The sequence below is a fragment of the Paraburkholderia lacunae genome, assembly GCF_003353175.1.
In the GTDB taxonomy this organism is placed as follows: domain Bacteria; phylum Pseudomonadota; class Gammaproteobacteria; order Burkholderiales; family Burkholderiaceae; genus Paraburkholderia; species Paraburkholderia lacunae.
Map to the genome: position 1 here is coordinate 47,287 of NZ_QHKS01000008.1, position 22,071 is coordinate 69,357.

20 protein-coding genes and 1 pseudogene are annotated in these 22,071 nt (G+C 64.2%); 5 read left to right on the forward strand and 16 right to left on the reverse strand.

The features are described 5' to 3' along the window. Window positions 1-230 precede the first annotated feature (230 nt). The 3 genes from DLM46_RS13660 to DLM46_RS13670 all read left to right on the forward strand — a co-directional run bounded on the left by DLM46_RS13660 (window position 231) and on the right by DLM46_RS13670 (window position 2,472). Window positions 231-665: a PaaI family thioesterase gene (locus DLM46_RS13660; protein WP_115101520.1), complete on the forward strand. Its 435-nt coding sequence runs from the start codon at window positions 231-233 to the stop codon at window positions 663-665. A 120-nt stretch (window positions 666-785) separates the two neighbouring features. Next, window positions 786-1,088, forward strand: coding sequence for an ArsR/SmtB family transcription factor (locus DLM46_RS13665; protein ID WP_115101299.1), 303 nt, complete (start codon window positions 786-788; stop codon window positions 1,086-1,088). Between the two features lie 31 nt (window positions 1,089-1,119). Then, window positions 1,120-2,472 carry a pyridoxal phosphate-dependent decarboxylase family protein gene (locus DLM46_RS13670; RefSeq protein ID WP_115101300.1) on the forward strand — a complete coding sequence of 451 codons (1,353 nt, stop codon included), beginning with the start codon at window positions 1,120-1,122 and terminating at the stop codon, window positions 2,470-2,472. Between the two features lie 120 nt (window positions 2,473-2,592). Here the strand turns inward: DLM46_RS13670 and DLM46_RS13675 are convergent, their stop codons facing one another. The 9 genes from DLM46_RS13675 to DLM46_RS13715 form a co-directional block, all read right to left on the reverse strand. Further along, window positions 2,593-3,441: an ureidoglycolate lyase gene (locus DLM46_RS13675; RefSeq protein WP_115101301.1), complete on the reverse strand. Its 849-nt coding sequence runs from the start codon at window positions 3,439-3,441 to the stop codon at window positions 2,593-2,595. A gap of 37 nt (window positions 3,442-3,478) precedes the next feature. Continuing rightward, window positions 3,479-4,222: an SDR family oxidoreductase gene (locus DLM46_RS13680; RefSeq protein WP_115101302.1), complete on the reverse strand. Its 744-nt coding sequence runs from the start codon at window positions 4,220-4,222 to the stop codon at window positions 3,479-3,481. Between the two features lie 56 nt (window positions 4,223-4,278). After that, entirely contained in the window at window positions 4,279-5,109 is an 831-nt protein-coding gene (locus tag DLM46_RS13685) for an amidohydrolase family protein (RefSeq protein WP_115101303.1), read from the reverse strand. A gap of 6 nt (window positions 5,110-5,115) precedes the next feature. Then, window positions 5,116-6,156, reverse strand: a complete 1,041-nt coding sequence (locus DLM46_RS13690) for an aldo/keto reductase (protein ID WP_115101304.1) — start codon at window positions 6,154-6,156, stop codon at window positions 5,116-5,118. A 131-nt stretch (window positions 6,157-6,287) separates the two neighbouring features. Then, window positions 6,288-7,598, reverse strand: coding sequence for a UxaA family hydrolase (locus DLM46_RS13695; RefSeq protein WP_115101305.1), 1,311 nt, complete (start codon window positions 7,596-7,598; stop codon window positions 6,288-6,290). Window positions 7,599-7,640: 42 nt separating this feature from the next. Beyond that, entirely contained in the window at window positions 7,641-7,964 is a 324-nt protein-coding gene (locus tag DLM46_RS13700) for a UxaA family hydrolase (RefSeq protein WP_115101306.1), read from the reverse strand. Between the two features lie 25 nt (window positions 7,965-7,989). Beyond that, on the reverse strand, window positions 7,990-9,039 hold the full coding sequence (locus DLM46_RS13705) for an ABC transporter permease (RefSeq protein WP_115101307.1): 1,050 nt from the start codon (window positions 9,037-9,039) through the stop codon (window positions 7,990-7,992). Continuing rightward, window positions 9,029-10,549, reverse strand: a complete 1,521-nt coding sequence (locus DLM46_RS13710) for a sugar ABC transporter ATP-binding protein (protein WP_115101308.1) — start codon at window positions 10,547-10,549, stop codon at window positions 9,029-9,031. Before DLM46_RS13710 ends, DLM46_RS13705 begins: the two co-directional genes overlap by 11 nt. After that, a complete protein-coding gene (locus DLM46_RS13715) occupies window positions 10,546-11,595 on the reverse strand; it encodes a sugar ABC transporter substrate-binding protein (protein WP_165847974.1) in 1,050 nt (349 codons plus the stop codon). The genes DLM46_RS13710 and DLM46_RS13715 overlap by 4 nt, the downstream gene beginning before the upstream one ends. 294 nt (window positions 11,596-11,889) lie before the next feature. On the opposite strand from DLM46_RS13715, the gene DLM46_RS13720 reads away from it, so the two are divergent. Then, window positions 11,890-12,672, forward strand: coding sequence for an IclR family transcriptional regulator (locus tag DLM46_RS13720; RefSeq protein WP_115101309.1), 783 nt, complete (start codon window positions 11,890-11,892; stop codon window positions 12,670-12,672). Window positions 12,673-12,771: 99 nt separating this feature from the next. Next, window positions 12,772-13,317, forward strand: a complete 546-nt coding sequence (locus DLM46_RS13725) for a hypothetical protein (RefSeq protein WP_115101522.1) — start codon at window positions 12,772-12,774, stop codon at window positions 13,315-13,317. Between the two features lie 32 nt (window positions 13,318-13,349). Here the strand turns inward: DLM46_RS13725 and DLM46_RS13730 are convergent, their stop codons facing one another. The 7 genes and pseudogenes from DLM46_RS13730 to DLM46_RS13765 form a co-directional block, all read right to left on the reverse strand. Then, on the reverse strand, window positions 13,350-15,824 hold the full coding sequence (locus DLM46_RS13730; protein ID WP_115101523.1) for a bifunctional acetate--CoA ligase family protein/GNAT family N-acetyltransferase: 2,475 nt from the start codon (window positions 15,822-15,824) through the stop codon (window positions 13,350-13,352). A gap of 515 nt (window positions 15,825-16,339) precedes the next feature. Next, on the reverse strand, window positions 16,340-17,941 hold the full coding sequence (locus DLM46_RS13735) for a peptide chain release factor 3 (protein ID WP_115101310.1): 1,602 nt from the start codon (window positions 17,939-17,941) through the stop codon (window positions 16,340-16,342). 294 nt (window positions 17,942-18,235) lie between these two features. Next, window positions 18,236-18,561: pseudogene (locus DLM46_RS13740) on the reverse strand (MFS transporter); the annotation flags it as partial. Between the two features lie 725 nt (window positions 18,562-19,286). After that, window positions 19,287-19,580 carry an H-NS histone family protein gene (locus DLM46_RS13750; RefSeq protein ID WP_115101312.1) on the reverse strand — a complete coding sequence of 98 codons (294 nt, stop codon included), beginning with the start codon at window positions 19,578-19,580 and terminating at the stop codon, window positions 19,287-19,289. Between the two features lie 118 nt (window positions 19,581-19,698). Continuing rightward, window positions 19,699-20,898, reverse strand: a complete 1,200-nt coding sequence (locus DLM46_RS13755; protein WP_115101313.1) for a serine hydrolase domain-containing protein — start codon at window positions 20,896-20,898, stop codon at window positions 19,699-19,701. Window positions 20,899-21,028: 130 nt separating this feature from the next. Further along, window positions 21,029-21,232 (reverse strand): hypothetical protein, encoded by a 204-nt coding sequence (locus tag DLM46_RS13760; protein ID WP_115101314.1) that lies wholly within the window; start codon window positions 21,230-21,232, stop codon window positions 21,029-21,031. Between the two features lie 539 nt (window positions 21,233-21,771). Further along, entirely contained in the window at window positions 21,772-22,032 is a 261-nt protein-coding gene (locus DLM46_RS13765) for a hypothetical protein (RefSeq protein WP_115101524.1), read from the reverse strand. Window positions 22,033-22,071: the final 39 nt, after the last annotated feature.

Sequence of the window (22,071 nt, forward strand, 5' to 3'; positions counted from 1 at the left end):
TCGGGTTAACGGCAACGCTGGACTTTGCTTGAGCCCAATTTCGCCAAAGATCGCCTTACGCCCTCTTTTCATCGGCCAACTTCGGGATTGCCGTTGTTTTGCACAACAATACATTGCGGATTTTTCCGAATCACCTTGACGCAGCGCGCACACGCTTCCTAGAGTGGGTAGGGGCTGCTCAACGCACGCCTGTGCGAATGCCACCACGGGCCATGCCCGAAGGAACCAAGATGACCGACCTTCTCGACCGGGCGCGCGGCGCATTGCATGCCCAGCCGTTCAGCATGCTGCTTGGCGCCGAACTGATGCATACGGGCACCAGCGAACTGACACTGTCGCTGCCGATCCGCGACGAACTGCGGCAGCAGCACGGCTTCGTGCACGGCGGCGTCATCAGCTATCTCGTCGACAATGCGCTCACATTCGCCGGCGCGTTGTCGCTGGGACCCAGGGTCGTGACGGGCGAGTATAAGATCAACTATCTGCGGCCGGCGATCAACGGCACGCTGATCGCGCGCGCCAAGGTCGTCTACGCGGGTCAAACTCAGGCGACCTGCCAGTGCAACGTCTACGTGATGGAAGGCAACCGCGAGAAGCTCGTTGCGGTGGCTCAAGGCACGATCAATCGCATCAGCGACAGCGGCGAGCACGAACTGCCGGGTTGAACGGACCCGCCGATAGCGACCGCGCGCCGCCGTAAAGGCGCTTGTTCACGTGCTTGTTCACGTATCGTCATTTAGCTAATATACGAAACGTTATCCACTCCGCGTCAGCCCGACAACCCAATGACGGACGACCTCACGCGTATCAACGCGCTTGCCAATGCCAGCCGGCTTGCCGTGATGCGCTGGCTGAAGGAGCCGACGCGACATTTCCCTTATCAGGACCACGCGGACATCGAAACGGTCGGCGTGTGCTGCACCTTCATCACCGACAAGCTCGGCATCGCGCCCGCCACCACCACGCGCCACATGCGCATCCTCGCCGACGCGGGGTTGGTCCGCGCTCAGCGAATCGGCAAATTCACCTACTACAAACGGATCGACGCCGAATTGGAGAAGCTCGGCCGCGACCTCGCCAATCTCTAGACCTGCTGGCCCCAAGACCTCAAGGACTCTCATGGACGAACTCGCTCTCGTCGCCGATGCGGACCGGCGCGCCCACGCATACCTCGCGGCCATCGGCAAGCGCCGGGTGTTTCCCGATGCCGCCGCGCTGGCGCAACTCGCTGCATTCGACGAAGCCTTCCCGCAGCACGGCCACCCGCCCGCCGACGTACTGCGTCTGCTCGACGAAAGCGGGTCGCCTGGCACCGTGGCGTCGAACGATCCGCGTTACTACGGCTTCGTGATCGGCGCCGTCTTGCCGGCGGCGGCCGCCGCCGAGCGTTTGATGGGCGCATGGGACCAATGCGCGTCGACCTTCGACAACTCGCCGGTGGCCGCCACCATCGAGAAGATCGCGACGCGCTGGGTGCTCGACGCACTCGATCTGCCGCGCGAGGCGGCGATCGGCTTCGGCACCAGCGCAACCGCCTGCACGCTGGTTTGCATCGCGGTGGCGCGGCGCGCGTTGCTGGAGCGCAAGGGCTGGGATTTCGACAACGACGGCTTGAATGGCGCGCCCGCCGTGCGGGTCGTGATCTCCGCCATGGCGCATATCACGGTGAAGAAGGCGCTGCGCGTGCTCGGCTTCGGCATGAAGCACGTGATCGTCGCGCCCGTCGATGCGGATGGCCGCATCGACCCGGACCAGCTGCCGCCGCTCGACGACATGACGATCTTCTGCGTACAGGCCGGCGAGGTGAACACCGGCGAGTTCGACCCGTTCGCCACGCTGATTCCGCGAGCGCGGAAAGCGGGCGCGTGGGTCCATGTCGACGGCGCGTTTGGCTTGTGGGCACGGGCGTCGTCGAAGCGGGCGCTGACCGACGGCATCGAAGGCGCGGATAGCTGGACCACAGACGGCCACAAGTGGCTCAACACGCCCTACGACGGCGCGATGGCGATCTGCCGCGACGCGGGCGCCATGTCGGCAGCGATGAACAGCGACGCGGCGTATTTGAGCGCGGCGCACGATGCGCAGAAGAATCTGAACCTCGAATTCTCGCGCCGGCCGCGGGGCATTCCGATCTGGGCGGCGTTGCGTTCTTTAGGGCGAAGCGGCGTGAGGGAAATGGTCGATCGCCATTGCGCGCAGGCTTCGCGCATCGCCGAAGGTTTGCGTGCCGCGGGTTTCGAGGTGTTGAATCGCGTCGTGTTGAATCAGGTGCTCGCGCGAGCCGCAACCGATGAGCAAACCGTCGCGATCCGCGAGGCGGCGCAGGCTTCGGGTGAAACGTGGTTCGGCGCGACGGTCTGGCAAGGCAGGCCGGCGTTTCGTATCAGCGTGTCGTCATGGCGCACCGAAGATCGGCACGTCGATCAACTGGTCGCGTTGCTGGCGCGTCTGCTCGATGCCCAGCGCGCGTAGACCCACTTGAGCCCACCTGAACGCTCGCGCCGAGGCTCATAAGAAAGACCGTTCCCGCATCGAGCAATCGAGCAGGAACGGCCTGTTCCATCATCCGCACCTTTCGACTACAGCCGCCGCTCACTCCGCGGCATAAGTCTTCTGCGTCTGCTCGCCGAGCCCTTCAATACCCAGACGGATGGTCTGCCCCGGCTTCAGGTACACAGGATTCGGTTTCACGCCCATGCCGACGCCCGGCGGCGTGCCGGTCGAAATCACGTCGCCCGGTTGCAGGCTCATGCACTGCGACACATACGACACCAGCTTCGCGACGCCGAACACCATCGTCTTCGTGTTGCCGTTCTGATAGCGATGGCCGTCCACTTCGAGCCACAAGCTCAGGTTCTGCGGATCCGCGACCTCGTCGCGCGTGACCATCCACGGACCGATCGGGCCGAATGTGTCAAAGCCCTTGCCCTTGTCCCACGTGCCGCCGCGCTCGATCTGCCATTCGCGTTCCGACACGTCGTTGATCACGCAGTAACCGGCGACGTAATCGAGCGCGTTGGCTTCGTCGACGTATTTCGCCGGCTTGCCGATCACCACGCCGAGTTCGACCTCCCAGTCGGTCTTCTTCGAGCCACGCGGAATTTCCACGCCGTCGTTCGGGCCGCTGATCGCGCTCGTCCACTTGTTGAAAATCACCGGCTCGGCCGGCACCGGCAGATTCGATTCCGCCGCATGATCCGCGTAGTTCAACCCGATGCAGATGAACTTGCCGATCTTGCCGACGCACGGGCCGATCCGCGGATTGCCTTCCACCAGCGGCAGCGATGCCGGATCGAGCGCGCGCAGTTTGGCGAGGCCCTCGTCGGTCAGCGCGGCGCCGTCGATATCGGCGAGCACGTTCGACAGATCGCGAAGCTTGCCTTGCGCGTCGAGCAAGCCCGGTTTTTCCTGACCTTTCGGCCCATAACGAAGCAGTTTCATCCTGACACTTCCTTTTCTAGTGGTATTGCCGTATGCATCAGTTCGACCAGCCGCCGTCGATCACATGTGCGTGACCGGTGGTAAACGACGATTCGTCGGACGCGAGATACAGCGCCAGCGCGGCGATCTCTTCGGGCTTGCCGATGCGGCCCATCGGCTGGCGCGCGACAAAGGCCGCCTGCACGACGTCGCGCGTCACGCCCTGCGCCTGAGCCTGCTCGGCGATCCGCTGTTCGAGCGACGGCGAAGCCACCGTGCCCGGGCAAATCGCGTTACAGCGTACACCACGCGCAATGAAGTCCGCAGCAACCGACTTGGTCAGCCCGATCACCGCGGCTTTCGACGCGCTATAAGCGAAGCGGTTCGGCACACCCTTCACGCTCGACGCCGCCGACGACATATTGATGATCGAGCCGCCGCCTTTGCCCAGCATCGCCGGCAGGAATGCGCGGATCGTGCGGTACATGGCCTTCACATTCAGGTCGAACGCGAAGTCCCAATCTTCTTCGGTGCATTCGAGAATCGTGCCGGCGTGCACGAAGCCCGCGCAATTGAACAGCACGTCGATCGCGCCGAGTTCGGCGGCCAGCGCCTTGATGGCCGCGTCGTCGCGCACGTCGAGCTTGCGCGCTTCGACGGGCTTGCCGGCGAGCCCGTCGATGCGGATATCGGTGGCGATCACGCGCGCGCCTTCGCGTGCGAACAGCTCCGCGGTCGCGAGGCCGATGCCTTGTCCCGCCGCGGTGATCAGGGCCGTCTTGCCGGCCAGTCTTTGTGTCATCTACGACTCCAGTTGAATGGAATGGGCTGCTCTTGTCTCGTCCGGGCTTGGTACCTTCAAAGCCGGTAAAACGCGGCGGCATTGCCGCCGAAAACCGCGTCGCGCTCGTTGTCGCTCAGGGACGCGAGCAAGGTGTTCGCCACCGAGTGCCACAGCAGATAGTCGCCGTTCAGATCAAGCACCGGCCAGTCGCTGCCCCACATCAAACGCGCCGGACCGAACGACGCCAGCAGATGCTCGACATACGGCTGCAAGGTTGCTTCGGTCCAGCCGGGCGCGGCCTCTGTGACGAGCCCCGACAGCTTGCAATGCACGTGCGGCAGCCGGGCGAGCCGCGTGATCGCATCGGCCCATGTTTGCCAATCCGCGCGGCCGTAGCGGATCGGCGGCTTCGCACCATGATCGACGACGATGCGCAGCGCCGGAAAACGCGTCGCGAACGTTTCGACGTGCTCCACGTGACGCGCGTAAATCAGCGCGTCGAACGCGAGGTCGTGCGCGATCAGCGCTTCGATCGCGGGCGCGAGCTCGGCGTTGGCGATCCACGTATCGTCCGGAATATCCTGCAGCATCGGCCGCACGCCCTTGAACTTCGGCTCGTGCGCGAAGGCGTCGATGACATCCGGCGCAGTCGGCAGCAGCAAGGGCACCCAACCCACCACGCCGGCAATCGACGGCTCATCGCGAGCCATGTCGAGCAAGTAACGCGTTTCATCAATGGTCGGCGCCGCCTGCACCACCACCGTACGCTCGATGCCGGCCCGTTCGCGCAACGGCGCGAGATCGGCGGGACCAAACGGCCGGTACAGGATTTTCAGTTCCGGCGTGAGCCACTCATAGTCGCCTCGAGCCGGGTCCCAATAGTGCTGGTGGGCGTCGATATGCATCGTCGGTCAATCCTCCGGCGCGGGCGCGCGGCTATCGAGCAAGCCGTTGTCGCGCAACGCGGACCACAATTTCGCGGGGATCGGCTGCTCGAACGACGCCACGTTCTCGCGCAATTCATCGGCACTGCGCGCGCCGGTCAACACGGTCGCGACCGCCGGATGCGCATACGGAAACTGCAAAGCGGCGGCGGCAAGCGGCACGCCATGATCGCGGCACACCGCCTCGAGCCGCGCGACGCGCTCGATCACTTCGCGCGGCGCGTCGCCGTAGTTGAATTTCAGATCGCCCTCGACGCCGCGCGCCAGAATGCCCGAATTGAACGCGCCGCCTAACAGGATGCTGACGCCGCGCTTTTCGCATGCCGGCAACAGGTCGTCGAGCGTGGTCTGTTCGAGCAGCGTATAACGGCCCGCGAGCAACGCGCAATCGATATCGAATTCGGCCATCGCGTCGAGAATCGCCGCGCCTTCGTTGACGCCCAGGCCGACCGCCTTGACCGCGCCCGACGCACGCAACTCGTCGAGCGCGCGAAAGCCGCCGCCTTCGGTCAGTTGCCGCCAGTAATGCGGGTTCTTTTCGCCGTGGGTGACACGGCCGATATCGTGCACCAGCAGGATGTCGATATCGACAATGCCCAGGCGCTGCTGGCTGTCTTCGAACGAACGCAGAATGCCGTCGTGCGTGTAGTCGTAGATCGCCTGAAACGGCAGCGGGTCTTGCCAGCCCTCGCTGCCGTCGTAGGGCGCGGTGCGCGGCACGAAGCGGCGCCCGACTTTCGTGGAGAGCACGTATTCGCTGCGCGGATAGCGGCGCAACGCGTCGCCCAGACGATGCTCGGCTTTCGTGTGGCCGTAATGCGGCGCGGTATCGAAGTAGCGCACCCCGGCGTCCCACGCGGCGGCGATGGTCGCGTGCGCTTCTTCGTCGGACAGGTCGCGGTAAAGGCCCCCCAAAGGCGCCGTGCCGAGCCCCAATCCGCTGACTTGCAGCGCGCGGCGGCCGATGCCGCGCCGTTGCCCGATCTTCGAACCGACCGTTGCCGTCATTGACCGCGTCTCCTTTGTCGACCGGAGTTAGCGCTTTAGCGCTTACTCCGGTCCCATGAAAGATGGTTGTTGAGGTTAACCCTGTTTTAGCACGCGCGAACGATGTTTGCCCGGCGCGCGCAAATCGGCACTCAGAGCCGTGCGATCGCGAGCGCCCGTTGCGGCGTCGCAGCACTCGACGGCAGGCACGCCGGCCCGACCGGCTCGAAAGTCTTGTAAGTGAGGATGAATTCCTGATGCCCGAGCGTCTCCGATTTCGACGCCTCGCCCGACGCGATAGCCACCGTCTGATCGAATATCTCGCGGCCGACTTCGTCGAGCGTGCCGCGGCCTTCGAGGATCCGCCCTGCGTCGACGTCCATATCGCCGGCGAGATTGCGATACGTCGCGGGGTTCGCGCAGACCTTGATGACCGGCGAAATCGCCGAGCCGACCACCGAGCCGCGTCCGGTGGTGAACAGAATCACATGCGCGCCGCAAGCGATCAGTTCGCCGATCTCCGCGTTGTCGCTAATGTTCGGAAAGCCGAAGCGCGGCTCGCCGTCCGGCACGACGTCGAGCAGATAGAGGCCGCCGGTCGGCGGAATATCGCCGGGTTTGATGATGCCGACAATCGGCGACGCGCCGCTCTTCGCATACGCACCCAGAGATTTCTCTTCCTGCGTGGTGAGGCCGCCGTCCGCGTTACCGACCGCGAAACTGCCGTGCCCGAGAATCGAGTAATAGCGCGCCGCCTTGCCGACACACGCGACGATTTCGTCGCCGAGTTCGGGCCGCGCCGCACGCGTTTTCATATGAAATTCGCAGCCCACCAGCTCGCCGGTTTCTTCGAAGATGCAGGCGGAGCCCGCGTCGATCAGATAATCGAACGCGCGGCCCACGGCCGGATTCGCGGTGATGCCGCTGGTACCGTCCGAGCCGCCGCAGATCGTGCCGATCACCAGTTCGCTCAGCGCCATCGGTACTTTCCGTTGCGCGGCGAGTTGCTTGCGCGCGTCGCGAACCCAGTCGACGCCATATTGAATCGTGCTGCGCGTGCCGCCCTTTTCCTGGATCGTCAGTACTTCGACGGGACGGCCGCTCGCGCGCACCACGTCCACCAGATAGTGCTTGTTCATGCTTTCGCAACCGAGCGATATGAACAGCACCGCGCCCACATTCGGATGCGTGGTGAGCCGTTCCAGCATCTTTTCCGCGTAGCCGTTCGGATAGCAGCCGGGAAACCCGATCAGATGCACCGGCGGTTCACGCTCGGCCGATGGCTCGTCGAATGCGTCGACCGGCTCGCGAAACCGCGTGACGATCTCGCGTGCGACGTGATGCGCGCACTCGACCAGATACGCGACCGCGACCACGTTGCGGATGCCTTTGCGGCCGTCGCTGCGCAGGTAGCCTTGCAGCGTCGGCTGGGTGATTTGAGGTGCCACGGAAATGTCGGTCATGATCGTTCCAGCGTGGCGCCAGGCCACTTCATTGTGCGCAAATCAGTGATGGATGAACTCGTGTCCCGCGTCGTGCGTATAGGTGGGCAGGTAATCGCTTGCGAGGTTGTGCGTATGCAGATGCGCGCCGCGCGCGACCGCTTCGGTCACGTGGCCGATCACCGCGCCGTAACGCAGCACCTTGTCGTCCTTCGCCAGTTCCTGGCGTGCCACTTTATGGCCGAGCTCGATGGTCTTGGTGAGCGTCACGCATTCGCCTTCGATCAGCATTTGCGTGCCTGCTTCGAGGCGCGCCGCCGCGATCAGGCAGTTATCGGCCGGGCTCAGCAGGATCAGGCGGACATCGGTATCCAATGGACGGCTCAAAGTAGGTCTCCGTGTTGCACGCGCATTAGTTCTGGCCCTCGCCGCTGGCGAGGCGCGCGACCATCAGCGAGCCGAGGATGATGGCGCCGTAGATCGCCTGAATCCAGAACGACGGCACTTGCGCGAGCGTCAGCAGGTTCTGCACGACGCCGAGCAGCAGCACGCCGGAGAGCGCGCCGAGCATCGTGCCTTTGCCGCCGTCGAGCGAAATGCCGCCGATCACCGCCGCCGCGAACACCGTGAAAATCATTCCGTTGCCCTGATTCGCGTTGATCGCGCCGACATAGCCCGTCACGATCAGACCGCCGACCGACGCGAGCACGCTGCCGAGCACGAAGACGCCCCACGTGATGCGCTCGACGCGAATCCCCGCGGCGCGCGCCGCTTCCGGATTGCCGCCGATCGCGTACAGCGCGCGGCCCAGACGGTGATAGCGCAACACGAACGCGGCGATCGCGAACGCCGCCGCCGCGAGCCACACGGACAACGGCAAGCCGAGCACGATGGTGGTGGCAAGCGAGAAGAACGACGGCGGCATATCGAACAGCGTGCCGCCTTTGGTCGCGCCGACCAGCATGCCGCGCAACACGATCAGCATGGCCAGCGTGACGATGAATGCGTTCAGCCGCAAACGCACCACCAGAAATCCGTTGATGAGCCCGATCACCGCGCCGACCGCCACGATGGCGAGCAGGCCCATCGCCGCAGGCCATTGCAGACCGAAGCCCGCGGACGCCGCCGGCATCACCAGCATCGCGCCGACCGCGGGCGCGATCCCCACCGTCGATTCGAGCGACAAATCGAACTTGCCGGTCAGCACGATCAGCGATTCGGCGAGCACGACGAGCGCCAATGCCGCCGACGCGCCCAGCACGCTGATCAGATTCGCCCGCGTCAGAAAGCTCGGGCTGACCAATGCGCCGATCACGATCAGCAATGCGAGTGCGGGCAACAACGCCAATTCGCGCAGGCGCGCGAATTCGATCCGCGCGCGCTTGCCGCGCGGGGCCGCCATGGGCGGCTGTGCGTGAGCTTGCGTCGTGCCGAATGCGGGGCTGGGCACACTATTCTTCATGGAGACTGACTCCTTCAACGGATGCGATCAGATCGTGGTCCTGCCAACCGGCGGGAAATTCGGCCGCGATACGGCCACGGAACATGACCAGCACGCGGTCACAGGTGCGCAGATCGTCGAGCTCGCCGGACACCACCAGCACGGCCTTGCCCTCTTCGCGCACGCGGTCCACGACCGACAGCAGCGCTTCTTTCGATTTCACGTCGACGCCGGCGGTCGGGTCGATCAGCACCAGCACGTTGGGATCGGTGGCGAGCGCGCGAGCCATCACGACTTTCTGCTGATTGCCGCCCGAGAGCCCCGAGACGACATGCTCGGGGCCTTGCGCGACGATGCCGAGCGCGTCGATCATCTTCTGGCCGAAGGCGTTTTTCCTCGCCGGCGGCGCGATGCCGAATTTGCCGAGCAGGTGCGCGATCGTCATCGAGGCGTTTTCGGCAACCGATTGCGTCAGCACCAGGCCTTCGTGATGGCGATCCTTCGGCACGCAGCCGATGCCGTGCGCCAATGCTGCGGGCACGTCGCCGCGCGGCAGCGTCGCGCCGTCCACGCGAATCTCGCCGCGTTGCGCCGCCCGCAAACCGGCGATCGCTTCGGCGACGCTGGTGCGGCCGCTGCTCGTCGCGCCGGTCAGGCCGACCACTTCGCCGCGCTTGACCGTGAACGACACGTCTTCGTAATCGGCGCCGGCCAGCGCTTCGACTTCCAGCGCGACCGCCGTATCCGCGGGCAACGCCTCGCGCGCCGCCGCATCGGCGACGGCGAGGCCGCCGCGCTCGCCCGTCATCGCTTCGATCAACTGCTCGCGCGGCAACGCGGACACCGGCGCGCTGACGATATGCCGCGCGTCGCGCAGCACCGTCACGGCCTGGCAAATCTCATAGACCTCCTGCAGGTGATGAGAAATGAACAGGAACGTCACGCCCTCGCGCTGCAACTCGCTGATGCGCCGGAACAGGCGCTTGATTTCGTCGCCGTCGAGTTGCGCGGTCGGTTCGTCGAGGATGATGAAACGCGCACCGTACGACAGCGCCCGCGCGATTTCGACCAGTTGGCGTGCTTCCACCGTCAGGTCGCCGGCGCGGGCGTCTTCGCGCACGTCGATCTTCCAGTGGTCGAGCAAAGCGCGGGCGTCGCGGCGCATTGCGGGCCAATCGATCACACCGTGCCGCGACGGTTGCCGGTTGATGAACAGGTTCTCCGCGACGGTGAGATCGCGGATGATGGTCGAGTGCTGATAGACGCACGCAACGCGTTCGCGCCACGCGTCGCGGTCCGCGATCGACGGCGCAGCCGCGCCGCTGAACCGCACCTCGCCCGTGTCGGGCTTGCGCAGGCCGGTGAGGATCGACACCAGCGTCGATTTGCCCGCACCGTTGCGCCCGACGAGCGCGTGAGACTCGCCGGGCATCACGCGGATGCTCACGTCTTTCAGCGCGGCCGTGGAGCCGAAGCGTTTGGTAATCTCCAACGCTTCGACGACCGGCACGGATGGCGTGAGCTCGCTCATTTAACCGTGTTTCCCCACAACGCCTTATCGTCGACGTTCGACCTGGTCACGAGCGGCGCGGGCAGCTGGTCTTCGAGAACGCCCGGCGCCAACTGGATGATGTTGCTGCCGTGATCGGTCGGGCCCGGTTTGAAGGTTTGTCCGGCGAGCGCCGCCTTGATATAGAACAGGCCGTACTTTGCATACGAATCGGCGGGCTGCGAAACAGTGGCGTCGATATCGCCGCGGCGGATCGCATCGAACTCCTGCGGAATGCCGTCGTTGCTGACGATCACGACGTGTTTCGCGTCGCCGGCGGGAAACAGCATCTGTTTGCGGCGCAGCGTTTGCAGCGTCGGCGACAGATAGACGCCGCCCGCCTGCATGTAAATGCCCTTCACGTCCGGATTCGCTGTCAGCAGGCTGTCGAGCGCGGTGGCCGCCACGTCGCCCTTCCAGCTCGCCGGAATTTCCAGCAGCGCCAAACCCGGATAGCCCTTCAGACACGCGCGAAACGCTTCAGACCGGTCGCGCCCGTTCACCGACGCCAGATCGCCCATGATCTGCACGACCTTGCCGGACTTCACATGCTCGCCGATGTATTTGCACGCCTTCTCGCCATATGCGCGATTGTCGGCGCGCACCACCATCGCGACTTTGCCTTGCGTCGGCGCGACGTCGACCGCGACGACCGGCACGTTCCTGGCCGCCGCGCCTTCCAATGCACGGCTGATCGCTGCCGAATCCAGCGGGCCGACCACGATGCCCCTGGCGCCGAGATTCAGCAGGTTGTTCATGTCGGTAATCTGCTGGACCGGATCGCCGTTCGAATTGACCGGCGCAAGGATGTCGACGCCCATGTCCTTCGCGTACTTGGGCAGATAGTTGTTGTACGACTGCCAGAACGGCGACGTGAGGAGCGGCAGATCGAGGCCGATCTTGCCGGCCTCGGCGGCTTGCGCAGCGCTGCTGATGACCAAACCGGCGGCGCAAGCGCCCGCCGCTGCGGCAAATAAAGAACTCCGGAACCAACGGCGAGCCGTGAACGGCCTCTTGGCGAACGACATGGTTGTGTCTCCTGATATGCGTTGTTGAACTGCGTGATCCGGTCATGCTGAATGACGGGCACTGCGTCCTGCGCTTTCTTGTCGTGTCGGTTTATTGGTGTGCGCTAATTCACCAATGAACGTATTATTCATATACGGACTTTTTGAAGTCAAGGAATGTGTGCCGCGCTCACCGTCCGTGTTTTCCCTGGCTACGCGTGGCGACGCGTCCAGCCGTGTATTTGGGTTCGGGCGTTTTATTCGAACTACACTCACGCCCAGATAACGAAAACTGCACACGGAGCGACACTCACGATGGATGCGGAAGACAGAGACGACGACCGTTACCGCGCGCCCGCGCTCGACAAGGGCCTCGACATCCTCGAACTGCTCGCCGAGCAGAAAGGGGGACTGACGCGCGCCGAAATCACCAAGCTGCTGGGGCGCAACGCGAGCGAGATGTATCGGATGCTGGAGCGGCTGGTCGCGCGGCAGTATGTCGTGCGCTCGGAGGCGGGCGATCGTTATTCGCTGAGTCTCAAGCTGTATGCGCTCGCGCACCGGCATCCGCCGATGAACCGGCTGATTTCCGAAGCGTTGCCGCTGATGCAGCGCTTTGCCGACACTGCCGAGCAATCCTGTCACCTCGCGGTGTACGACCGCGGCAATTTGCTGGTGATCGCGCAAGTGGACGGACCGGGCACGTGGGGCATTTCGGTGCGGCTCGGCTCGCGCGTCGGCTTGATCGATACGGGTTCGGGGCGCGTGATGCTGGCCTTCCAGACCCCGGAGCAACGCGAACAGATGCTGGCCGAACACACCAAGGTGAAAGGCGAAGTCACCATCGATCGCGAGGCGCTGGAACAGGCCTGTGAACGGACTCGCGCGGCGGGGTTTTCGCAGAAGGACAGTCAGCAGACTGTTGGCGTGACGGACGTCACTTTCCCGATCCTCGGGCCCTCCGGCCAGGCGATTGCGGCGCTCACGTGCCCGTACCTGCGACGCATCGACGAATACGTCGCGCCGACGCTGGACGCGGCCACGAATCTGCTGAGCGAGACGGTGCAGGCGTTGTCGATGTTTCGGGAGGACCGCTGAAGCGCTTCGGAACAAAGCGGGCCGGCACATGGTTTAGAATGGCGACCCTCTCAAAAATGACGCCGCATGGGTTTCCTCATGCGCGCCCTCGATCAAGCCATGGCGAAACTTCTGACCGATTCCGAATTCCAGCGTTTTTCCGAACTCCAGCAGAAGCAGTCGAGCTTCACGATTACGCCCGAAGAAGCCGACGAACTGCGCGACATCGTCGCCCACGCGCAGAAACGGCGCGACGACCGCGCCGCGGCGATGCAAAGCATCGAATCTTTCATTCAGCAGTTCGACATCAGCCCGGACGAGCTGTTTTCGCCCGAGCAGATCGGCGAAGCCGCGCGCACCTACGGTCTGATTCCGGCGGCGAAGAAGGAACGCGTGCTGCCGCCGTCGTTCACGTTCAACGGCAAGCCGTATCAATGGACGACGCGCGCGCTGCCGGACGATATTCGCGTGCCGCTGTTCGACAAGTTCAAGGCGGGTGAGTCGGTGAAGTCGTTTATTGCGACGCCGAAGGATGCGAACCGTTGCGCGGCGACCATCGCGCGTCTGGAACGCGAGACCGGTGCCGTGTACGCCGATGCGTGGCTGGAAGAGCTGGCCGTGAGCCGCACGCAGGTCGACGAAGCCGCGGCGAAGCTGCCGGCTTGAGGCTCGTACTCGCCAGACCTTGACGAACCCGATCACCCCGGCGCGGGTTCGTCCAGCGCCATCCTGAAGCCGACCACGCCCGGATCTTCCGTCGGCGTCATCGTGAACCCGCTGGACCTGGCCAGCGCGATCATCGGACCGTTTTCGCGCAACGCCTCGCCAACCAGCCAATGAATGCCGCGCGCCCGCGCGTACCTGATGATCCGGTCCACCAGCAACTGTCCGAGCCGCCGGCCCTTCTGGTCCGAGCGCACCGCGACTGCAAATTCGGCCGTTTCGTTGTCGGGATCGGCCACCGCGCGCACCACGCCCAGCGTCCGCGTGAGCCCCTCGTCGCTCGCTACCGTCGCGATCAGCGCCATTTCGCGGTCGTAGTCGATCTGCGTCATGCGCGCGAGCTGCGAATGGTCGAAGTTGCCGACCGCGCCGAAGAACCGCAGGCGCAAATCCTCGGGCGTCATCGCCTCGACGAAATCGTGATGCGCGGCTTCGTCTTCCGGACGGATCGGCCGCACGGTGATGCGAATACCCTGCCAGTCGAGCGTCTCTTCGAAGCGACGCGGATACGGCACGATCGCGAGGCGGCTGCGCGTCGGCGCAACGCTCAGCGTTGGCTCGACCACCGCTACGTGGTCGCGGAATACCCGCAAAGTCAGCGACAGACCGACGATCTGCTTGACGTCGCAGACCGCTTGCGAGAGCGCCGTCAATGCGGCCAACGCCGGCTCTGGATCGATCAGCCGCGCGTAGCGCGAGTGCAAGACGATGTCGCGCGACAGCATCGGATTGAACGGCGGCAAGCCGTAGACGCGCAGCGGCTCGGACACGCCATCCGCCGACGGCGCAGTGAAGCAGAAAACGGGGCCAAAGTTGTCGTCGTCGTGAAGCTCGACGGCGATGTCGACGACGGGTTTCTGCGACTGCGCAGTGGCTTGTTCCGCGCAGTCCGCTGTTTGCGGTTCTGGTTGCGGTTCTGTTTGCGCTGCTGCGGATCGTTGCGTCGTTCCTTTCGCCGTTGCTGGCGTTTGCGTTGGTTCCTGCGTCTCGCCACGCAGCCCGAAGCGCTCAAGAAACGCCGCCGCCGCTTCGCCGGTTAGTTGGTGCTCACCTGCGGCTATCGCGGCGCACGCTTGCGCCTGGGCGGCGTCGATGGCTTCGGGAATCTGCGCCGGCAAACCCTCAGGCGTCTGCATCAGCAATTCGCGCCCCATCCGGTAATCGACCAGCCGGGCGAACGCGCGCGCAAGGCGCTGCGGCGTCGTATGAACCGGAATGCCTTGCGCATGCAGCGCGTCGCGCGTCGCCGCGTCCACACCGCCGAAGAAACACGCGAGCAAACCACGATGCGCGAAGCGCTGATTCGCGATCAACGCCTGCGCAACCTCGCCGACCGGCGCGCCATGCGTCGACGCGTGGACCACGAAGGCCGTGCCGGTACTTCGATGGCCGGCGAGCAGCTCCAGCGCGGTGCCGAAATGCTCCGGACGGGCATCGTCGCCGAGTTGCAGCGGGTTGCCGCCGACCGCGTGCGGCAAGGCTCGCTTTAAAGCATCGGCGGCTTCGGCGGGCCACGGCGCGAGCGTGCCGCCGGCCGCGGCGAACGCGTCGCAGGCCAGCGTCGCGAGGCCGCTGTCGCTGGTGATCAGCGTCGCCGTGGCGCCGGCTGCGACGCGGCCCACGCCGAGCGTTTCGATTTCGTCGAGCAGATCGTCGAGCGAATCCACGCGCACCATGCCCGCGCGACGGAACGCGGCGGTGTACAGCGCGTCGGCGGGATCGGCGCGGCCCGAGCGCAACGCCAGCACCGGCTTGTTGCGCGCCGCCGCGCGAGCCGCCGACATGAACTTGCGCGCCGCGCGCACCGTGTCCAGTTCGAGCAGGATGGCACGCGTGCCGGGGTCGCTCGCCAGGTAGTCGAGCACGTCGCCGGCGTCCACGTCGGCCTCGCCGCCCAGCGCCACCACGTGCGAAAAACCCAGTCCGCGCGCGTGCGCCCAGCCGAGCACGGCATTGGTCAGCGCATTCGACTGCGAGACCCACGCGACGCCGCCCGCCTTCACCGTGCATGACGGCGCGCCGAAATGCGCGCGCAGCGCCGGCGACACCACGCCCAGACTGCCAGGTCCGACGATCCGCAGCAGATGCGGCCGCGCCGCCGACAATGCATGCCGCAGCGCGAGCCGGTCGTCATCGGTACGCACTTCGCCGACGATGATCGCCGCGCGCGTGCCCAACCCGCCGAGCTTATGGATGATGCCAGGCCAGGTATCGGGCGGCGTGCAGATCAACGCGACGGTAGGCGCCTGCGGCAGATCGCCGGCATCGCCGGTCACCGCGCGGCCGCCGAGCGTGCCGTATTTTGGATTGACCGGCCAGATGGGGCCGTTGAAGCCGCCGTCCAGCACGCGCGCCCACACCATCGCGCCGGTGCTGCCCGGCCGCTCGGAAGCGCCGATCACGGCGACGGATTCGGGTCGGAACAAGGCGTCGAGATTGCGAACGGTCACGGGCGCTCCGCAGATTGAAGAAGGCGCGTCGGCGGTGAGGCACGCGTCTTCGTCAGGATAGGCGAAGTCGCGGGCTTGCGCGGCGCTTCTGAACGGGCCGCTTGACGCACACGACATTCCGCTTGATGAACGCCAACGCGCATCGGAATTTTTTTAGCGCATTCAGGCAAAATGTCGGACCGAAAGGCGACAATCCTGGAGATGCCACCGGCACGAACATAAATTCCGCGATCGAGGCACGACACCAGCCGGCCTGCAGCGGATGATCCAAAGAGACAGAAGGTGATTCTCGCGCAGCTTTCCAATATCGAGGTGGCCGGGCCTTCGGGTATTGGCTGGATATCCCGCAGCGGCATGTGGGACTCGAACATGTACAGGCGTTTGCGGAGTGGCTGCGGGGAGAGATTGTGAAGATGGGATGAAGTAGCGCCCTGCCGGGCGCACAACGAAAAAAGCCGCGTCATCGACGCGGCTGTTCTTTCACTTCGTCCTGCACGTCTCGCTCGAAACGCGACCTACATCACCCTCTTGAACGGCGCGCCCGAATGCTCGCGCAACTCATTGAAGACGATCTTCGGCCACGCCTTCTGCGCGACTTCGATTTCCGACACATGCGACGCCAGATACGTCGGCGCATCCGACGCGTCGAGCGCGATCCGCGCGGCATACGAATCGGTGAAACGGCGCAGTTCGGCCGCGTCGTCGCAAGTCACCCAGCGCGACATCCGGTAACGCGCCGGCGCCATCCGCACATCGACCTTGTATTCCGTCGACAAGCGGTGCGACACCACTTCGAACTGAAGTTGACCCACCGCGCCGAGAATCATCAAGCCGCCAACTTCCGGACGGAACACCTGGATCGCGCCTTCCTCGCCGAGCTGCTTGAGCGCTTCGCCGAGCTGCTTGGCGCGCATCGGATCGACCACTTCCACTGTCTGAAAGATTTCCGGCGCGAAGAACGGCAAGCCGACGAATTGCAATTGCTCGCCTTCGGTCAGCGTATCGCCGAGACTCAACGTACCGTGATTCGGAATACCGATGATGTCGCCCGGATACGCCTCGCTGACCGTCTCGCGACGCTGCGACAGGAACGTCACCACGTTATTGGCGCGGAACGTCTTGTTCGAGCGCGTCACCTTCACGGCCATGCCGCGCTCGAAACGACCCGAGCACACCCGGATGAACGCCACGCGGTCGCGGTGCGCCAGATCCATGTTCGCCTGCACCTTGAACACGACGCCGGTGAACTTCGGCTCGTCCGGCATCACCGGACGCTGCACCGTCATGCGCATCGACGGCGGCGGCGCCAGATCGACCAGCGCGTCGAGAATTTCCTTCACGCCGAAGTTGTTGATCGCCGAACCGAACAGCACCGGCGATTGCTGCCCCGCCAGGAATTGCTCGCGATCGAAATCGGGCGTCGCGCCGGTGATCAGATCGATCTCGTCCTTCGCGCGCACCCAGCTATGGCCGAAACGGCGTTCGCCTTCCTCGTCGCCGAGCGCCTGCAGCGTTTCGACCGCGCCGCCCGCCGTATCCTGCCCGGCGCGGAACACGCGCACCTGATCGCGCTGGATATCGTAGACGCCCTGAAATTCCTTGCCCATACCGATCGGCCACGTAAACGGCACAGCGGCGACGCCCAGATGCTGTTCGATTTCGTCGAGCAGTTCGAGCGGCTCGCGCACTTCTCGGTCAAGCTTGTTGATGAAGGTGACGATCGGCGTCTTGCGGCTGCGGCAGACTTCGAGCAGCTTCAGCGTTTGCGCTTCGACGCCGTTCGCGCCGTCGATCACCATCACTGCGGCGTCGACCGCGGTCAGCACGCGATAGGTATCTTCGGAGAAGTCTTCGTGGCCCGGCGTGTCGAGCAGATTGATCACGGCGTCGCCGTACTCGAACTGCATCACCGAGCTGGCCACCGAAATGCCGCGCTGCTTTTCGATCTCCATCCAGTCGGACGTCGCGTAGCGATTGCTCTTGCGGCCCTTGACGGTACCGGCGATCTGGATTGCGCCCGAAAACAGCAGCAGCTTTTCAGTGAGCGTGGTCTTGCCCGCGTCCGGGTGGGAAATGACCGCGAACGTGCGGCGGCGTTTGAGTTCGGAGACTGACATCGGGTCTGGCGGTCAAGGATAGGGGTTCGGGCGGTCTGCGGCGGCTTGTGGCTACCGGTCTGCCACGCCTTGCGCGGCAGCGTCGAGCTGCGGAAGTTGGGCCGGGACCCGCGTCACATGGCAACCTCGCCGCGTCGGAAACGGGTCACGAACGAGCGTTCGACAATACGGGAATCGCCAGCGCAGAACAGCGCAAGGTGCGAATGATACACGTCATGGGGACGACCCGCCGGAAAAGGCGGCGGGCCGGGTCATGGGTAGAAGGGGGCAAACTACGCGCCGCTAGCCTGGTTGCATACCGAGCACGTTAGCCGCCACATAACCGACGGTCCACACTCGCTGAACGACCCCAGCAGTGTCCCGCGATGTTTGCGCGGCGAAAATTCCACGAGGATCGCATGCCCGACCGCAAAATCGCCGCCCATGCCGAAGCCGATCAACACCCGCAGCAGACACAGCTCGAACGGCGAACTCACGTAGAACTGTGCAAACGCCGCCGCGGTGATAATCAGGAAGCTCAGCAGAAAGATCTTCTGTCGTCCCAGGCGATCCGACAGCCAGCCAAATACGAGGCTGCCGACAAAGATGCCCATCAGCGCGGAGCTGCCGATCATGCCCAGTCGATCAGCACGGTCGGCTCATAGAACGTGCCGCCGAGTGCGTGCGGTTTGCCGCCCGTCAAAACCCTTCGCCGATAAAAAGTTGTTTGTCCGTCGATACGCTCATGGTCTTTCCGTCGGGGTTGAGTGGATGACCGATTGTGCTGTTCGGCGTCCGCGACCATGAATCGATGATTTTTGATGCGGGGTATGAGGCGAACTCAACTCCGGGTCTGTCCCGAGCGGTTCGATCCGAGCGCACGGAAGAAGGCGAACGACGTAAAGGTGAGAGTTTTCGGGAACCGCGATCGTCGACCTCGAATCGCGGCGAAAGGTGATCGCGCCAGACGTTGCTCACGCACCGGGAGTGCGCAAGTCAAACCGATCGCGCATGTCATGGAAGATGCGCCGCAAGAAGTCGTAGCCGGCGCGCGAGATTCTTCGCAGGGCCCGGAAATGCCCGCCAGCAAAGGCTGACGCGGCTTACGCGGAAGGTTTAGGAGGCGCTGCCACCGGCGTGGTCGAGTGCTTGCGTCGAGTGTGAAAAACGCCGACGCCAGGCTCACCGAACAAACCAGGCCCGACGCAAGGGGCAAGGCAAAACCGTGCGTCGCGACCGAGGCTCACGCGAAAGGTGAGCGTTTTCGGGACTACTGTTGCGGTGCGAAAAAAAGTACGCGCAGATTCACTTTGGCAAACAACCGTGTTGCGAGCGAACGCGCCATGCCGCCATGCGATGGGGGACCTCAGGACGCTTCGATCAGGAAGCGCTCGCGATTCTTGCCCGCCAGCCAGCTGGGCGAGCGGCCACGACCGCTCCATGTCTCGCCGGTTTTGGGATTGCGATACTTGGCCACCGCGGCCGGTTTGCGCCCCGCCGCGCGCTTGCTCGAAAAGCCCAGTTCTTCCGCGGTCAGGTCGTATTCGGCGACTTTTTGCTTGATGTCGGCGATCGCCTGTGCGACTTCCTTTTCACGTGCCAGCGCGACTTCTTTGTGGAGTTTTTCGAGCTGGGCAGTCAACTGCTTGTACGAGGCCATGACGGTGCTCCAATCGGTTTGACTAACTGCAGTGTGACCCTATCAGACGAAAAAAGCACCGGATAGGGACCCGCTGCCCCCACCCATCAAGGCCGCGAACTGGGTGGAACCGGCACACTCAGTCGTCAATTGCATCGTAAGCGCGGCGTTCGAAATCGACCGACATCGGGAACGGTTCAACTGCGCGGCGCTGGATCAGCATCAGGCCGATCAGGTTCTCCACCGGATCGGCGAACCAACTGGTGCCAAACGCGCCCGGCCAGCCGAACGAACCCATCGAGCGATAGCCGAGCGGCAACTGCTGCGCCGGATCGTCGACGACGGACAATCCGAGCCCAAAGCCCTGGCCGGCCCATAGAACCTGCCCGAAGGCCGGCACGCGGCGCTGGTCGCGGCTGAGAAAATTCGAGCGCATCAAATCGACCGAGCGATGCGACAGCAAACGCGTCGCGCCGACGCGTCCGCGCCCGAGCAGCAGTTGGGCGAACTGCAAATAGTCTTGCGCCGTCGATACGAGCCCGCCGCCGCCGCTCTGAAACCGTGCGGGATTCGCCCAACGGCTCGCCGCCGGATGATCCTCGACCACGCGCCGCCGCGTGCCCTGCTCGACGCCGTACGCCGTGGCGAGCCTCGCGAGCTGCGCGTCAGGCACCCAGAAGGCCGTATCGCGCATGCCGAGCGGTTCGAAGATCCGCGTCCGGAAGAACTCGCCGAGCGGCATCCCGCTCACGCGCTCGATCAATACGCCGAGCACGTCGGTGGCGATGCCGTAATGCCAGCGCGAGCCAGGCTGGAACATCAGCGGCAAGCCGGCGGCGCGAGCCAGCCAGGCGTTGGCGTCCGCACGTGCTTCAAGACCGTTGAAAGCCGCCGCGTACGCGTCGGCAAGCGGCCCGGTAGCGGTGAAGTGATAAGCGAAACCGGCGCGATGCGTGAGCAGATCGAGCACGGTCAGCGGCGCTCGGACGGCATCCGTTTCGTCGAGCGGGCCGGCGGGGTCGCGCAGCACGCGCGGCGCGGCTAGCTCAGGCAACCATAGTGAGATAGGCGTGTCGAGCGCGAGTCGGTCCTCTTCGACCAACATCAGGATCGCTGCACTGGTGACCGGCTTGGTCATCGACGCGATGCGAAACAATGTGTCGCGCTCCATCGGCAACTGTCCGGCTTCGTCGCGCCAGCCGAGCGGCTCGAGGTAGCCGATTTCACCGCGGCGCCAGACCAGGGAAACGACACCCGCCACTTCGCCCCGTTCCACATAGCCTTGCATGGCCTTCGTAAGCGCCGTCAGGCGGGCCGCTGAAAGTCCAGCTGGTTGCATGATCGTCCCGAATCGATGGATGCGCGTTCGCCCAGCTCGCCGGGTTTGCCCCGGCGCGCCACGTCCCGTCAACTTGCGACGAACGTTACCAGATTGGAGGACACCGGCGTCATCCGCCCGCCGCGCGCGGTCAGGCCTTCTGCCTTGCCTCCAGCGCCAGAAGCGCGGCATTGAGCCTTTTGACGCGGCTAGCCTGCGCCGGCACCAGCGCCGCGCCGGACACAGAGTCGATCCGGTTGCGCCAATAGGACAACGGAATACGGTCCTCTGCGGAAATGTGCGAGATTATGTGTTCAAGATGTTCAATATCTTTTTCGAGTTGGTGGTGATCCATTTCTATCCCCGGAATTTCTATATCAAATCAATCGCTTAGCATAAAGCGCGCCGCAATCGAGCCGCTTCATTGTTAAAGATGGAACATCTTCAACAACCATCCATTCCAACCACCACAAAATCGGTAGAACACGCGTGCCGCGTTAATCTGCCAGTCGCCGAGACGAGGATACTGCGACTAATATTCACGTTCCGTTGGGTGCCGCACCGACTCGGCGTGTCTGCAAAACCGAATGCCCTTGAGCGCCTTCTATTCGGGCTGGGCGGCGAAAGAAATAATGCGGCGGCGAGGTCCATTAAAAATCCGTTGCGCATCATGGACCATCCGCGAATGCACATTACATACAGATCTTTATGACGGTATTGTGCTTACCAGTAAGCACTGGCTAGCTGAATAGCCCAGACCAGGCAGAAATCCGCGCACAAATGGCTGCAATGGCTGGAATGACTTGAATGGCGGCGTCCGCCGTCGTGGCCATTCGGCGGACTCAATAGAGGAAGGTGTAAAACAGGCCGCGCCGGCCGAAGGCTAGCGCGTCGTCATTTCGCCCGGCAGGCGTAGATCAGGCTGAGCGTGCCGTTGCTGGTGGACTGGCGCACCACGTCGAAAGCGCCGCCGCAACTGGCGCGCGCCTGTTGCACGCAGGAGTCGGAGCCATTTGGGCATTGCACCAGCGTGGTGATGCGGCCGTCCGACAGGAACAGCGGCGCGCTGCTGCTGCAACCGCTCAGCACGGCGATTCCGGCTGCGCCCAGCGCCACACAAGCCCGGCGTGCAAAAGAGGAAAGACTGCGTTTCATTGAAACCCCGATCGCTTCTTGTTTTTCGATCACGCGATT

What these genes read in the sequence shown, in the direction of transcription:
- DLM46_RS13675 (WP_115101301.1), bottom strand. Translation starts at nt 3,441, where the DNA reads ATGAAACTGCTTCGTTATGGGCCGAAAGGTCAGGAAAAACCGGGCTTG.
- DLM46_RS13705 (WP_115101307.1), bottom strand. Translation starts at nt 9,039, where the DNA reads ATGAAGAATAGTGTGCCCAGCCCCGCATTCGGCACGACGCAAGCTCAC.
- DLM46_RS13720 (WP_115101309.1), top strand. Translation starts at nt 11,890, where the DNA reads ATGGATGCGGAAGACAGAGACGACGACCGTTACCGCGCGCCCGCGCTC.
- DLM46_RS13755 (WP_115101313.1), bottom strand. Translation starts at nt 20,898, where the DNA reads ATGCAACCAGCTGGACTTTCAGCGGCCCGCCTGACGGCGCTTACGAAG.
- DLM46_RS13660 (WP_115101520.1), top strand. Translation starts at nt 231, where the DNA reads ATGACCGACCTTCTCGACCGGGCGCGCGGCGCATTGCATGCCCAGCCG.
- DLM46_RS13680 (WP_115101302.1), bottom strand. Translation starts at nt 4,222, where the DNA reads ATGACACAAAGACTGGCCGGCAAGACGGCCCTGATCACCGCGGCGGGA.
- DLM46_RS13690 (WP_115101304.1), bottom strand. Translation starts at nt 6,156, where the DNA reads ATGACGGCAACGGTCGGTTCGAAGATCGGGCAACGGCGCGGCATCGGC.
- DLM46_RS13725 (WP_115101522.1), top strand. Translation starts at nt 12,772, where the DNA reads ATGGCGAAACTTCTGACCGATTCCGAATTCCAGCGTTTTTCCGAACTC.
- DLM46_RS13735 (WP_115101310.1), bottom strand. Translation starts at nt 17,941, where the DNA reads ATGTCAGTCTCCGAACTCAAACGCCGCCGCACGTTCGCGGTCATTTCC.
- DLM46_RS13710 (WP_115101308.1), bottom strand. Translation starts at nt 10,549, where the DNA reads ATGAGCGAGCTCACGCCATCCGTGCCGGTCGTCGAAGCGTTGGAGATT.
- DLM46_RS13765 (WP_115101524.1), bottom strand. Translation starts at nt 22,032, where the DNA reads ATGAAACGCAGTCTTTCCTCTTTTGCACGCCGGGCTTGTGTGGCGCTG.
- DLM46_RS13760 (WP_115101314.1), bottom strand. Translation starts at nt 21,232, where the DNA reads ATGGATCACCACCAACTCGAAAAAGATATTGAACATCTTGAACACATA.
- DLM46_RS13685 (WP_115101303.1), bottom strand. Translation starts at nt 5,109, where the DNA reads ATGCATATCGACGCCCACCAGCACTATTGGGACCCGGCTCGAGGCGAC.
- DLM46_RS13695 (WP_115101305.1), bottom strand. Translation starts at nt 7,598, where the DNA reads ATGACCGACATTTCCGTGGCACCTCAAATCACCCAGCCGACGCTGCAA.
- DLM46_RS13665 (WP_115101299.1), top strand. Translation starts at nt 786, where the DNA reads ATGACGGACGACCTCACGCGTATCAACGCGCTTGCCAATGCCAGCCGG.
- DLM46_RS13750 (WP_115101312.1), bottom strand. Translation starts at nt 19,580, where the DNA reads ATGGCCTCGTACAAGCAGTTGACTGCCCAGCTCGAAAAACTCCACAAA.
- DLM46_RS13715 (WP_165847974.1), bottom strand. Translation starts at nt 11,595, where the DNA reads ATGTCGTTCGCCAAGAGGCCGTTCACGGCTCGCCGTTGGTTCCGGAGT.
- DLM46_RS13670 (WP_115101300.1), top strand. Translation starts at nt 1,120, where the DNA reads ATGGACGAACTCGCTCTCGTCGCCGATGCGGACCGGCGCGCCCACGCA.